Consider the following 12,235-nt stretch of genomic DNA (forward strand, 5'->3'; position numbering starts at 1 on the left):
ATGCAGGAACCGCGGGTGTATGTGGTCGACGATGACCAGGGCATGCTCGATTCGACCCTGTGGTTGCTCGAGTCGGTGGGCTTGCAGGCGCTGCCGTTCACCAGTGGCCAGGCCTTTCTTGACGCTTGCGACAGCCATCGGCCGGCGTGCGTGCTGCTGGATGTGCGCATGCCGGGCATGGGCGGTTTGAGCGTGCAGGAAGCGCTGCGCGCCCGCGGCATCGATTTGCCGGTAATCTTCGTCAGCGGCCATGCCGATGTGCCGATCGTGGTGCGCGCCTTCAAGGCCGGGGCCTGCGATTTCATCGAGAAACCCTACAACGACCAACTACTGCTCGACAGCGTTCAGGCCGCCCTTGGCCAGGCGCGTCATGCCGGGCCGCTGGAAGCGGTGCAGGCGCGCATCGACAGCCTCACGCCCCGTGAGCGCGATGTGTTCCTGCCGTTGGTGCGGGGTTTTACCAATCGGGAAATTGCCGAGCAGTTGCAGGTCAGCGTGAAGACCGTCGACCTCTATCGCTCGCGGGTCATGAAGCGCATGCAGGCCGAGCATTTGCCGGCGCTGGTGGGCATGGCGATTGCCTGTGGGCTGGTGCAGCCGTTGAGTTTGCGTTGAGTTCATCGCAGGTCCTGCCTGCTCTTACAGGAGCGAGCAGGACCTGCGATGCGTTTATGGCCTGCGCCCCAGCAGCAAACCGACCACCAGGCCAAAGCCTGCCGAAATCGCTACCGTCTGCCACGGATGGCCGCCGATGTAGTCCTGGGTGGCCTCGACCACCGGCTGCGCCTTGCTGCGCACGCCAGTGACCGCGTCGCGGGCCTGTTTCAGTTTCAGTCCGACCTGGGCGCGCAGGGTTTCGGCTTCTTCGCCAACCAGCGCGGCGCTTTCGCTGAGCAGTTTTTCCGACTCCTCGATCAACGCCTGCAGCTCACTGAACGCCTGGTCCTTGATTTGCTCGGCATCGCTTTGCACGGTGGTTTTCCTGGCCATGGGTGCTTCCTCGTCAGTTGATGGGCATTGAACAGTGGATGCCGGCGGGCGCTGAAAGTTGCAGCGGTTTGCCGGGCATCGGCGGCTACAGTGTAAGATAGCGCCTATTTTCTAGCGGCAGGACACCCCTCATGAGTTTCAATCTGGCCAACAAGAGCTTCGCCGAACGGGCGCAGATCGAGGACGAGAAAGCACGCCTGTTCGAGCTCTGGCAGACCAACCTGGGCAAGGCCAAGGCCGATGCGGCGCGAATCATCGCCGAAAAGCCGCGGCGCAAGGGCAAGTGGGCCGAATGGGTGCGGGCAGAGCTGGACGGCATGTCGCCGCCCGAGTACGCCAACATGGTCCGCAGTGAAGTCAACAAGCTGATGGCCGCGGCCAAGTAAGCCCCCGGGCCCATCACGCCATCACCAGGTGGCGTTGGCTGGCTGTGGCAGGTTGAGCCGGCCGCTGTCACTGAAGCGCCGGGTCCCGAAGGCGCCACCGGCCAGTTTGCCGCGCACCGTGTACGGCAGGCCATCGAGGCTGCGCACCTGGCTCAGGCCCACGGCCTGGCGCAGCACCGAGAACGCGGTGATGCTCACCGGCACTACCAGTACCTGCTCGCTGAAACGCCCGATGCTGCCACTGCGATCGCTGACACCGGCCGCCAGCGGCTGGCCATTGACCTCAAGGTTGAGGGCGATGCCGTTGTAGTCGATTGCGGTTTCGTTGGGGTTCTGCACACGGATCTTCACCGCCATGCGCAGTTCCAGGTCCTGGCCGGGCAGGGGCTCGATGCCGATCACGCTGATGTTCACCGGGTCGCGGGGCTGCAACAGGGCGCAGGCGTTCAGGGTGAAGGTCAGCATTAAAGCTATACACAGGCGCAAGGTATGGCTCATTCGGGCAGTCCTTGAGGTGAACAGTTCGAGCCCATCATAGACAGGCTTTGGCCGGTCAGGGCACTCGCTGCTGATCAGGCGCGGTGAAAGTCCACCCTAGCAATAAAGCGATCGTCTTCGCGCCGGGTGCTCAGGCGCCAGCCGCAATAGGCGCAAAGGCGTTGCACAATATCCAGGCCATAGCCGAAACCCGACAACGCAGTGTGTTCGTCACCCAGGCCGTTTACCAACTGCAGGTGACTGGCCTCGGCTTCGATGTACAGGTAGCGCGCGCCATGCTGCAGGGCATTGCCAATCAGGTTGTTGACCAGCACTTGCAAGACACTGGGGGGCGCTTCGATGCACAGGCGCGGGTCGACGTGCATGACGACGGCTTGGTGCTTGCTGGCGATCAACCCGGCGTGTTTGTGCTCGCACGCTTCCAGCAACGCTCGCAAGGCCACGGCCTGCGCTGGCATGCGTTCATCTTCGCGGCCCAGATAGAGGAACAGCTGCACCATGGTTTCCATCTCGCCGCTGGCCTGCTCAAGGCGGGCCAGGTTGCGCGCGCGTTTTTCTTCGCTGCAGCCGGTCAGGCGCAAGACCGCCAGGCTGTTGCGCATCACTGCCAGTGGCGTGCGCAGTTCGTGACTGGTGTGGCGGGTAAAGGCGCGTTCACGCTCAAGCGCACAGTGCAGGCGTTCAACCAACTGCGACAGCGCGCGGCTGAGGGTGCCGACTTCATCGTGGCGTTCATGTCCGGGCAGTTGAGTGTCCGGCTGCCAACCCCGACTTACGGCATCGGCCAATTGCGTGACCGGTGCGGCGAGGTGGCGGGCACCGATGACCGCCAACAGCGCGCCGGCAATGATCACCAGCCCAGCCACTCCCCAAAGGATACTGAACAACAGGTTGGCATGTCGATCCAGGGAGCTGAGCTGCGACTCGTCCAGTTCGATGTAGAGGTTCTGTCCGGCCGTTGGCAGGTAGATGACCTGTACGTGGGTACGTTCATCGTCCAGTTCATGGCGCCCCAACGGCAGTTCGCGATAGGCATCCGGCAGGCTTTTGTCGTTGCCCCAGTAACTGTGCAGGTAGCTGGTGGCGGGCAACTGGGCTTGGTCCGGGGCGCTTGCATGGTTTTGCTGAAAGCGCGCCACCTCACGATCCAGGTAACTGTTGACGATATGGTCTTCTGTGACTGTGATCGAAGTCCAGACCAGCAGGCTGTAAAGCACGGCGACGATCACCGTAAAGGGCAGCAGGGTATAGAGCGCGCGGGCGAAGAACGATCTAGTCGGGAATAGCAAGGCGATAACCTTTTCCGTGAACGGTTTTGACCAGCTCACGCTCGAATGGCCGGTCCAGGGCCTGGCGCAGGCGATAGATATGGCTGCGTAGCGGGTCACTCTCGGGCAACTCGTCAGGCCACAGGGCATTTTCCAGTTTCTTGCGACTGACGGCGTCAGGCGCTGCTTCGGCCAGCAGTGAAAGCAGGCGGATCGGCACTTCCTGTAGCTCGATGGCGATACCTTGGCGGTAAACCATCTGACGCTTGAGGTCGATCAGCAGCTCGCCGCACTGTAGCTGTTCGGCGTGGGAAGGCAGTTTGCCGCGACGCAGCAGCGCATGCAGGCGGCACACCAGCTCCTGGGGCTCGAACGGCTTGATCAGGTAGTCATCGGCGCCGGCCTCATAGCCGTCGAGCTTGTCGGCCAGGGCATCGCGTGCAGTAAGAAACAGGATTGGCGTCTGGTCCTGGCGCTTGCGCAATGCCTTGCAGGCGCGCAGACCATCGAGCCCGGGCATGGTCACGTCCATGACGATGGCGTCATAGCGCTGCTGCAGGGTGCGCTCCAGGCAGGTTTGGCCATTGAAGGCAAAATCGATGTCAAAGCCGACTTCGCTCAGGTAGTCGGCCAACGAACCGGCCAGGGTGCGGTCGTCTTCGACCAGAAGTATCTCAATCATTGTCCGGTTTCCGTGTTGACCGTCCATTGCGCCCCAATTGCCTTGATGCCGGCTTCGGCACAAAGGCTGTCGAAGTCCTGGCCCAGGGCATTCTGCCCCGGCGCCCCGGCTATGCCAACTGCGCCGATCACCTGGTTATCGAGCAACACTGGCACGCCGCCACTCAAGGTGGTCAGACCGATGGCGTGGAAGGCCAGGCTCAGGCTCTGTTCGTGGTCGTTGGCGTTAGCGATGGTGGACGTTGACGCTCGCCGCGAGGCGGCGGTGCGCGCCTTGCGTTCGCTGGTCTGACGGGAGTGGGCAAAGGCGTCGTCGGACACCAGCAACACCAGCGGCTGGGCCTGGCGGTCGACCACGCTGACAGCCACGGCAAAGCCTTGATGAGCACAGGCTTGCCGGGCGCTGATAGCCAGATTCAGGGCGTCCTCGAAACCCAGGGTCGCTGGCGTGTGGCTCATTGGGCGGGCCTGGCAGGCGCTGATCAACGAAAACATGCCAAGGCACAGGACAGTGCTGGATCGCTTCATCGCATTCTCCTCTGAAAGCGGAGCACGCAACCTAGCGAAGCGGGCGTGACACAGATGTGATCTGCGGTGACATGGAGTTCACCTTCGCCTCCCTAGCATGGCGGCCATGAACACTTGCATTCGCTACCAATCAGCCTTGCTTCGCAGCCTGACTCGCTACTTGGGCGTCGGCACTGTAGCGACCCTGGCTCACCAACTGCTGTTCCTCCTCGGCCTGAGCCTTGATCAGCCTTGGTGGGGCAGTGTCTGCGGCGCTTGCCTGGGCGCGTTGTTGAGTTTTTGGCTCAACCGCCGGTACTGCTTTACCCATCGCGACGGTAAAGCCCTGCAACCGCTGCGCTTTGTCTGCGTTGCCTTGCTGCACAACGGCCTCAATGCCCTGGCGATGTGGCTGATGCTCGATTGCCTAGCAACCCACCCACTGCTTGCCCAGGCGCTGACCACGGCCAGTCTGGCCGTACTTGGGTTTTTCATTCACCGTCATTGGACTTACCACCATGCTGACCTTGCCCCAGCCACCTTTGGGCGTTGAACCGCACCTGAGCATCATTGTTCCCTGTTATCAGGAAGAACAGGTTTTGCAGGCTTTTCATCAACGCATTGACGTTCTGATCAAGCGCCTGCCGGTGTCTTGCGAATTGCTGTACATCAACGATGGCAGCAGTGACGGCTCCCTCGTACTGTTGCGTACGTTTGAGCAACAGCCTGGTGTGCGCTGTCTGCACCTGAGCCGCAACTTCGGCAAGGAGGCCGCCTTGCGCGCGGGCCTCGACCATGCCCGCGGCCAGGCTGTGGTGTTCATCGACGCCGACCTGCAGGATCCGCCGGAGCTGATCGCGCTGATGGTCGAGCACTGGCTGCAGGGTTATGACGTAGTCAACATGCAGCGTTCGCGGCGTGACGGTGATTCGTGGGTGAAGAAGTTCACGGCGGGGATGTATTACCGGATCATGCGCCATCTGGTCGGGCGCGGCCAGCTACCGGCTGAAGTCAGCGATTTTCGTCTGATCGGCCCGGCGCCACTGGCCGCCTTGCGGGCGATGAACGAGCGTGTAGGGCTGTTCAAGGGCCTGGTCGGCTGGGTCGGATTTCGTACCATCGAACTGCCGTATGAGCGTGTGGCCCGAGCCGCCGGCACTAGCAAGTGGGACTATCCTGCGTTGTTGAACCTGGCGCTCGAAGGGGCGTTGGCGTTTTCGCGCAAGCCGCTGCGCTGGTACAGCGTCGCCAGCCTGGTGATTTTGCTGGTGTGCCTGGGCTGGATGCTGGCTGCACTGATCGCTGGCAGTTTCTCCCCGGTGCATCTGCTATTGGGGGTGGGCGGCTTTCTCTGTCTTGGTGTGGCCATGGTGGGCGAGTACCTCGGTGCGACCTTGTTCGAGGTCAAGCGGCGTCCGCACTACCTGCTGCAGGGCGATACTCAGGCAACGGCAAAACCGCCGGTGTCACGTCCCTTCGAGCACCGGAGGCAGGCATGAACGGGTCGCTGCGGGTCTCGGTACTGTGGACGGTGCTGGGCTTGATTCTCTCGTTGCGCCTGGCCGGTCTGGGCGTGTATCCATTGATGGATACGTCCGAAGCACGTTATGGCGAGATGGCGCGCAAGATGCTTGAGCTCAATGACTGGATCACGCCGATGTTCGACTACGGCGTACCCTTCTGGGGCAAGCCGCCGCTGTCGTTCTGGACCCAGGCATTGAGCATGCACTGGCTGGGCATCAATGAGTTTGCCTTGCGTTTGCCGGCCTGGTTGATGCACCTGGTCAGTTGCCTGCTGATCATCCATCTGGGCCGTCGCGAGCGCAGCCTGGCGGTGGGGCTGCTGGCGGCGATCATCTATTCCAGTTGTACCCTCGGGCTGATTGTCAGTGGCGTGGTGCTGACCGATCCAGCGTTGAGCCTGGGGCTGCTGTTGGCGTATCTGGGGTTCTGGTACGGCATCGTTCATGCCGAGCGTAGTGCCGCACGACTTGGCTTTATCGGGCTGGGGTTAGGCTTACTGGCCAAGGGGCCGCTGGTGCTGGTGCTATTCGCTTTGCCGGCGCTGGCCTGGGTCGCCTACCAGCAGCAGTGGCGGCAACTGTGGCGACTGCCGTGGTTCAGCGGTTTGCTGTTGATGTCGCTCGTGGCCATACCCTGGTATGTCCTGGCGGAGCTGAAAAGCCCGGGCTTTCTCGATTATTTTCTGCTGGGGGAGCACTGGAAGCGCTACGTCATCAGCGAGTGGAGCGGTGACCTGTACGGTAATGCCCACGCCAAACCGATGGGAACCATCTGGTTGTATCTGCTGGGTGCCTTGTTTCCCTGGAGCCTGCTGTTACCGCTGCTGTTTTGGCGGCGCAGCGCGGGCGAGGGCAGGGCGTTGCAAGGATTTCTGTGGTGTTGGGCATTGGCTACGCCTGTGTTTTTCAGCCTGGCCGGCAACATTCTCTGGACCTATGTATTACCAGCCCTGCCGGCCTGGGCCTTGCTGCTGGCTGAGGGCCTGACTCGCTGGCGCTTGTCGCGCCGAGCATTCGTCGGCGGCTTTGCCTTGATTTTGCCGGTGCTTGCCCTGCTGCTGCTGCTTGAGGGCAGCCTGGAACAGCGTCCACAGAACCAGCGTGATCTGGTGCTGACCTGGCAGCGTGCAAATGTCGGCCAGCCGGGCCCGCTGTTCTACCTGGGGCGCCGCTCGTATTCAGCTGAGTTCTATAGCGCCGGCAAGGCCCGCCGGATCGATGCGCTGGGCCAACTGCCGACCGGCAGGGTGTTTTACCTGGCCCGACGCTTGCGCGATCTGGATTCAGCGCTGCCCGCTGCGCTGGACTGCACCGAACTGGCCCAGGCCAACGCCAGCCTGCTGCTGCGCTGCCAACCTTTGCCTGAGTCGCTTTCATTCCTCGCTACCGGAAATCCCCATTCATGAGCCGTTTCACCGCTGTATTAGCATTTCACTGGCTGACATTTCGACGTTACCCATTGATCTGGGTGGCGAGCCTGATCGCTTTGGTCATGACGGTACTGGCGTTGTTCGAAGCTGATGACGCCCTGGGCCAGTTGTGGCAAGAACGTATTACCCCGGTTCAGGTTCGCCAGCGCAGTATCTGGCTGCCGGATTATCGGTTTGCCCAGCGGTTGCAGTTGCCCGGTATCGAAGCCAATGCCTCGGATATCGTCTACGTCGCTGAGCGGCGCAGCTATTTCGTAGTGGTCAACAGCCCGGCGCAACTCTACGAGTACACCGAGGACTTCGCGCTCAAAGCGCGCCATGAACTGCACGAGTTTGAAGATCCAGAGGCGCTGGCCTATGACGGCAAGGGGCACCTGTTGATCGGTGAAGAGCGGCGCCAGAGCGTAGTGACGGTCCCGATCGCGCAGTTGGACAGGCCGATTGTGCGCAGTGAACTGGCCACCCTGAGTATTGCCGATCGGGCCGACAACAACCGTGGCCTGGAAGGCATGGCGTTCGACCCGAGCAGCCAGGTGCTGTTCGCTTCACGCGAGCAACGCCCGGTGCGTCTGTTCGAGGTGGCTGGCGTGGTGCAGCCGGAAGCTTCAGTCAGCTACCAGGCTGCGGTTTCGGCGCTTGGCGTGCAGCGCCTGCGCATGGACGATATATCGGCCATGCACTATGACCTGCACACTCGGCACCTGCTGGTGCTCAGTGATCAATCGCGCTTGCTGGCTGAAGTCGATAGCGGCTATGCGCCGATAAGCTTCATGGACCTGGAAGGTGGCTTCAATGGCCTCGACCATAGTGTGCCGCAAGCCGAAGGGGTGACACTGGGGCCGCAGCGGCAGTTGCTGATCGTCAGCGAGCCGAATCTGCTCTATCGCTATCAGTTGGCGGACTAGCCAGGTGGAGCGGAGTTTGACGTTGAAAGTCCAGCAGGTTTTGAAAGATACTGTTTCTCATTAACGTCCGATAATTCCTCTTACTGGCACTCACATTTTCCATGTTGACGTCTCCCGTGTCCGGGCTGCTTGCAAGCTTCCAGGAACATTACGATGACCTGCTGCAGTTCCTGACCCGGCGCATGAGCGACCGCCAGCGGGCCGCCGACGTCGCCCAGGAAACCTACCTGAAACTGGTGAAGATCGAGCAGCAGGACCTGCCGGTGCTGCATGCACGCAGCTTCATCTTTCGCGTGGCCGGCAACCTGGCCATCGATACCTTGCGCCGCGAACAACGCATGAGCAGCAGCCTCGACGACAGCGAAGCGGCGCGTCAGGTGCCATGCCCGGCGCCGGCACCGGAAGCTGCGTTGCTCGCCAGTGAGCGCCTGGAGCTGCTCGATGAAGCCTTGCTGCAACTGTCGGCCAACGCCCGTCAGGCCTTGCTGCTCAACCGCGTCGAAGGCCTGACCCAGGCGCAGATTGCACAACGGCTGGGCGTTTCCGAGAGCATGGTGGCAAAATACATCGGCCAGGCCCTGCGCCATTGCCGCGACTGGCTCAAACACAACCATGACTGACGCCTACGCCATGCCTGCGCCGCAACCGATCAGCGATTTGTCCGATGATGCCCTCGACTGGCAGGTGCTGCTGCATTCGGGCAACGCCAGCGCCGCTGACCGCCAACGCTACCAGCGCTGGTGTGCGCTGAGCCCGGCGCATGCCGAGGCTGCGGGTGAAGCTGAGGCACTGTGGGCAGACCTGGGGCAGACCCGGGCGGCGGCAGAAGTAGCCGCGCCGGCGCCACGTTGGCGGCGCTGGGGCTCGGCCGTGGCCGCCTCGCTGGTGTTGGCGCTGGTCGGCTATGGCGGTGTGCAGCAGGCGCCGGCCCTGCTTGCCGACTACCACACCGGGGTGGGCCAGCAGCAGCGCATCACCCTTGCCGATGGCTCGCAGGTCACCCTCAACAGTGGCAGTGCGCTGTCGGTGGAATTCAGCAGTGGTGAGCGCCGCGTGCTGCTCAAGGCCGGCGAGGCCTTGTTCGAGCCTGCTGCCGACCCGCGGCCGTTCGTGGTCGATGCCGGCGCCGAGCCGGTGCAGGGCAGCGCTGCGGTGTTCAGTGTGCGCCGTGATGGCGTGCGCAATCGCGTGGTGGTAGCCCAGGGCCAGGCGCAGGTAGGCGGGCAGGTGCTGGAAACCTCACCCGACGCCCGCGCGCAAACCGCCTGGCAGCGCGGCAAGCTGATCTTCAACGGCAAGCCGCTGCGCGAAGTGCTGGCCGAACTTGAGCGTTATCAGCACGGGCGCATCGTGCTGTCGGATCAGCAACTGGCGGCGCTGCAGGTCAGCGGGGTGTTTGACCTGAACGACCCTGAAGGCTTGTTGCGCACCCTTGAACAGCGCTATGCGCTGAAGGTTACCTACTTGCCGTGGCTGGCTGTGGTGTACTGACCCGCAGTACTGAAAAAATATTTTCGAATTCCCACTGCAAGTTCTTCTTCGCCCAATCGTCGTAGTGAGACTGATCAGCAATCCATTCTCATTTACAACCATTTGCCTGGAAGAAAACAGTGAAGGGTCCGCTCAAGCCAATCGCCCGTTCCACCGGTTATTTCAAACACGTCCTGCTGGCCTCGACCGCCGTCGCCGCGTTGCTCGGCACCCTGCAGGTGCACGCCGCCGCCCCGGTAAAAGCCGCCAGCACCCAGCAGGAGCGTGAAGTATCCCTGGACTTGCCTGCGCAGAACCTCGACCAGGCACTGACCGCCTTCGCCGACCAGGCCGGCCTGCACCTGTTGTTCACCAGCCAGGATGTGGCGGGCCGGCAAAGCCCGGCGCTCCAGGGCCGTTACAGCATTGCCCAGGCCTTGCAGAGCCTGCTGGCCGGCAGCGGCATGAGCTGGCAGTTCAGCGCGCAGAATACGGTGATCCTGCGCAAGAGCGCGGCGGCGCAAAGCGTCAGCCTCAAGCCCATCGAAGTCAGCGTCGCCTCGCGTACCAGCACTTCGATCAGCGAAATCCCCGGTACTGTCTGGGTGGTCGACCAGCAGCAACTGCGTGAGCAGATCGACAGCGGCGTCAGCCTCAAGGAAGCTATCGGCAAGCTGGTCCCGGGTCTGGACCTGGCGCCGGAAGGGCGTACCAACTACGGGCAGAACATGCGCGGGCGCAATGTCCTGGTGATGATCGACGGCGTCAGCCAGAACAGCTCGCGGGGTTTGTCGCGCCAGTTTGACAGCATCTCGCCGTTCAACGTCGAGCGCGTCGAAGTGCTCTCCGGGGCCAGTGCCATCTACGGCGGCGGCGCCACCGGCGGCATCATCAATATCGTCACCAAGAAGGGCGAAGCAGGCCCGGCGCGCTTTGAAACCCAGCTGGGTGCCAGCAGCGGCTTCAACAACAGCGACGACCTGTCGACCCGCATCGCCCAGTCGATCAGCGGCGGCAACGAGCGCATCAATGCGCGCCTGGGTGTGTCTGCCGAGCAGAACGAAGCCTTCTACGACGGCGCCGGCGAGCAGATCTTCATCGACAACACCCAGACCGACCTGCAGTACAACCGCACCATCGACGTGCTTGGCAGCCTGGGCCTGAAGTTCAACGACGAGCAGAGCCTCGACCTGCTGGCCCAGTACTACGACTCGGGCAACCACGGCAGCACCGGTATCTACTTTCCCAACCTGAACTACAACGGCCCGTCGGATCTGGAAGACGCCGAACTGCGCGGCGGCTACTCCACCGATCTTGAGCCGCGCACCAAGCGCCTGCTGCTCAACGCCAACTACCACCACAGCGATGTGCTCGGCCAGGACTTCTACCTGCAGGCCTCGTACCGCAAGGAAGACGACAACTTCTACCCGTTCCCGTACTACAACACCGGCAAACCGGCGGGCTCCAAAGGCGTGTACTTTGCCGCCTCGCAGCAGAACTTCGAAGTCAGCAGCCTCAAGGCGCTGTTCGCCAAGCAGTGGGACAGCCTCAAGCTGACCTACGGTGTGGACCTGGACCGCGAGCGTTTCAACGCCGACCAGACCACCTTCAATGCCCTGACGTCGTCCGAAAGCGGTGGCCTGGACCTGGATGAAGCCAGCAAGGCAGCACGCTACCCCAGCTACCGGGTCGACGGCATCTCGGCCTACGCCCAGCTGGACTGGAAGGCCACCGATAACCTGACCTTTTCCGGTGGCGCCCGGCGCCAGCAGATGGACGTCGATGTCGGCGACTTCAAGAACGTGCCCGGCGGCAACAACGACTACCAGGTCAACCTGTTCAACTTCGGCGCCATCTACGACTTCAAGAACGGTCACCAGGTCTGGAGCAACTACGGCGAAGGCTTCGACCTGCCGGACCCGGCCAAGTACTACGGCAAGCCGGGTCTGAGCGTCGAGGACAACCCGCTGGCCGGGATCAAGAGCCGCCAAGTGGAGCTGGGCTGGCGCTATGCCGACTTGGACTGGGACGCCCAGGCCGCGGTGTACTACATCTGGTCGGACAAGATCATCACCACCGACATGGCCACTTTGACCATCAATGTCGAAGAGCAGAAAAGCCGCGATTTCGGCTTTGAAGGCGCGTTGACCCGTCACTTCGAAAGCGGCTGGGAAGCCGGTAGCACCCTGCACCTGGTGCGCTCGCAAGAGCAAGACAAAGACGGCGACTGGATCAAGCGCGATGCCCGCTATGCGTCGCTGTCCAAGTCCACCGCCTTCGTCGGCTGGAAGGGCGATGGCCGCAGCGCCCGTTTGCAGGCAAACCACGCCTTCACCCTCAAGGACGATGCCGATCACACGATCAGCGGCTACACCACCTTCGACCTGCTGGGTAGCCAGGACACCGGTTTCGGCACCTTCAGCGCCGGTATCCAGAACCTGCTCGACAAGCAGTACAGCACCGTCTGGGGCCAGCGCGCGACGCTGTTCTATTCGCCGACCTATGGCCCGGCCTATCTCTATGACTACCAGGGCCGTGGCCGCACCTACACCCTGACCTGGTCGCTGGCCTACTGAG

The 12,235-nt window shown here is 62.4% G+C and carries 13 protein-coding genes and 1 pseudogene; 9 read left to right on the forward strand and 5 right to left on the reverse strand.

What is annotated here, in order from left to right; all coding sequences use genetic code 11:
• Complete coding sequence (locus LOY22_RS09270) at nucleotides 1–615, forward strand: response regulator transcription factor (RefSeq protein WP_093385032.1); 615 nt, start codon at nucleotides 1–3, stop codon at nucleotides 613–615.
• Nucleotides 616–669: 54 nt separating this feature from the next.
• On the opposite strand, the gene LOY22_RS09275 is transcribed toward LOY22_RS09270, so the two are convergent.
• On the reverse strand, nucleotides 670–990 hold the full coding sequence (locus LOY22_RS09275) for a YqjD family protein (protein WP_045201351.1): 321 nt from the start codon (nucleotides 988–990) through the stop codon (nucleotides 670–672).
• Nucleotides 991–1,121: 131 nt separating this feature from the next.
• On the opposite strand from LOY22_RS09275, the gene LOY22_RS09280 reads away from it, so the two are divergent.
• Complete coding sequence (locus LOY22_RS09280) at nucleotides 1,122–1,376, forward strand: hypothetical protein (RefSeq protein ID WP_045201352.1); 255 nt, start codon at nucleotides 1,122–1,124, stop codon at nucleotides 1,374–1,376.
• Nucleotides 1,377–1,397: 21 nt separating this feature from the next.
• Here LOY22_RS09280 and LOY22_RS09285 read toward each other — a convergent pair whose 3' ends face one another.
• The 4 genes from LOY22_RS09285 to LOY22_RS09300 all read right to left on the reverse strand — a co-directional run bounded on the left by LOY22_RS09285 (nucleotide 1,398) and on the right by LOY22_RS09300 (nucleotide 4,351).
• Complete coding sequence (locus LOY22_RS09285; protein WP_258597176.1) at nucleotides 1,398–1,874, reverse strand: LEA type 2 family protein; 477 nt, start codon at nucleotides 1,872–1,874, stop codon at nucleotides 1,398–1,400.
• Nucleotides 1,875–1,948: 74 nt separating this feature from the next.
• Nucleotides 1,949–3,202: a HAMP domain-containing sensor histidine kinase gene (locus tag LOY22_RS09290; RefSeq protein WP_258597178.1), complete on the reverse strand. Its 1,254-nt coding sequence runs from the start codon at nucleotides 3,200–3,202 to the stop codon at nucleotides 1,949–1,951.
• Nucleotides 3,147–3,824 carry a response regulator transcription factor gene (locus LOY22_RS09295; RefSeq protein ID WP_256326751.1) on the reverse strand — a complete coding sequence of 226 codons (678 nt, stop codon included), beginning with the start codon at nucleotides 3,822–3,824 and terminating at the stop codon, nucleotides 3,147–3,149. Before LOY22_RS09295 ends, LOY22_RS09290 begins: the two co-directional genes overlap by 56 nt.
• Nucleotides 3,821–4,351: a heme-binding protein gene (locus LOY22_RS09300; protein WP_093385019.1), complete on the reverse strand. Its 531-nt coding sequence runs from the start codon at nucleotides 4,349–4,351 to the stop codon at nucleotides 3,821–3,823. The genes LOY22_RS09295 and LOY22_RS09300 overlap by 4 nt, the downstream gene beginning before the upstream one ends.
• Nucleotides 4,352–4,457: 106 nt before the next feature.
• Here LOY22_RS09300 and LOY22_RS09305 point away from each other — a divergent pair, with 106 nt between their 5' ends.
• From LOY22_RS09305 to LOY22_RS09335, 7 genes and pseudogenes are all read left to right on the forward strand, one after another.
• A complete protein-coding gene (locus LOY22_RS09305) occupies nucleotides 4,458–4,883 on the forward strand; it encodes a GtrA family protein (RefSeq protein WP_176794280.1) in 426 nt (141 codons plus the stop codon).
• Entirely contained in the window at nucleotides 4,849–5,829 is a 981-nt protein-coding gene (locus LOY22_RS09310; protein WP_093385010.1) for a glycosyltransferase family 2 protein, read from the forward strand. Before LOY22_RS09305 ends, LOY22_RS09310 begins: the two co-directional genes overlap by 35 nt.
• Nucleotides 5,826–7,259: a glycosyltransferase family 39 protein gene (locus LOY22_RS09315; RefSeq protein WP_093385006.1), complete on the forward strand. Its 1,434-nt coding sequence runs from the start codon at nucleotides 5,826–5,828 to the stop codon at nucleotides 7,257–7,259. The genes LOY22_RS09310 and LOY22_RS09315 overlap by 4 nt, the downstream gene beginning before the upstream one ends.
• Complete coding sequence (locus LOY22_RS09320; RefSeq protein ID WP_093385003.1) at nucleotides 7,256–8,188, forward strand: SdiA-regulated domain-containing protein; 933 nt, start codon at nucleotides 7,256–7,258, stop codon at nucleotides 8,186–8,188. Before LOY22_RS09315 ends, LOY22_RS09320 begins: the two co-directional genes overlap by 4 nt.
• A gap of 101 nt (nucleotides 8,189–8,289) precedes the next feature.
• Nucleotides 8,290–8,796: pseudogene (locus tag LOY22_RS09325) on the forward strand (RNA polymerase sigma factor); the annotation flags it as partial.
• Nucleotides 8,797–8,800: 4 nt separating this feature from the next.
• The gene (locus tag LOY22_RS09330) at nucleotides 8,801–9,679 is read left to right on the forward strand and encodes a FecR domain-containing protein (RefSeq protein WP_230090831.1); all 879 of its coding nucleotides are present in this window, start codon (nucleotides 8,801–8,803) and stop codon (nucleotides 9,677–9,679) included.
• Between the two features lie 119 nt (nucleotides 9,680–9,798).
• Complete coding sequence (locus LOY22_RS09335; RefSeq protein ID WP_258597180.1) at nucleotides 9,799–12,234, forward strand: TonB-dependent receptor; 2,436 nt, start codon at nucleotides 9,799–9,801, stop codon at nucleotides 12,232–12,234.
• Nucleotide 12,235: the final 1 nt, after the last annotated feature.

The sequence above is a fragment of the Pseudomonas sp. B21-035 genome, assembly GCF_024748945.1.
Lineage (GTDB): Bacteria > Pseudomonadota > Gammaproteobacteria > Pseudomonadales > Pseudomonadaceae > Aquipseudomonas.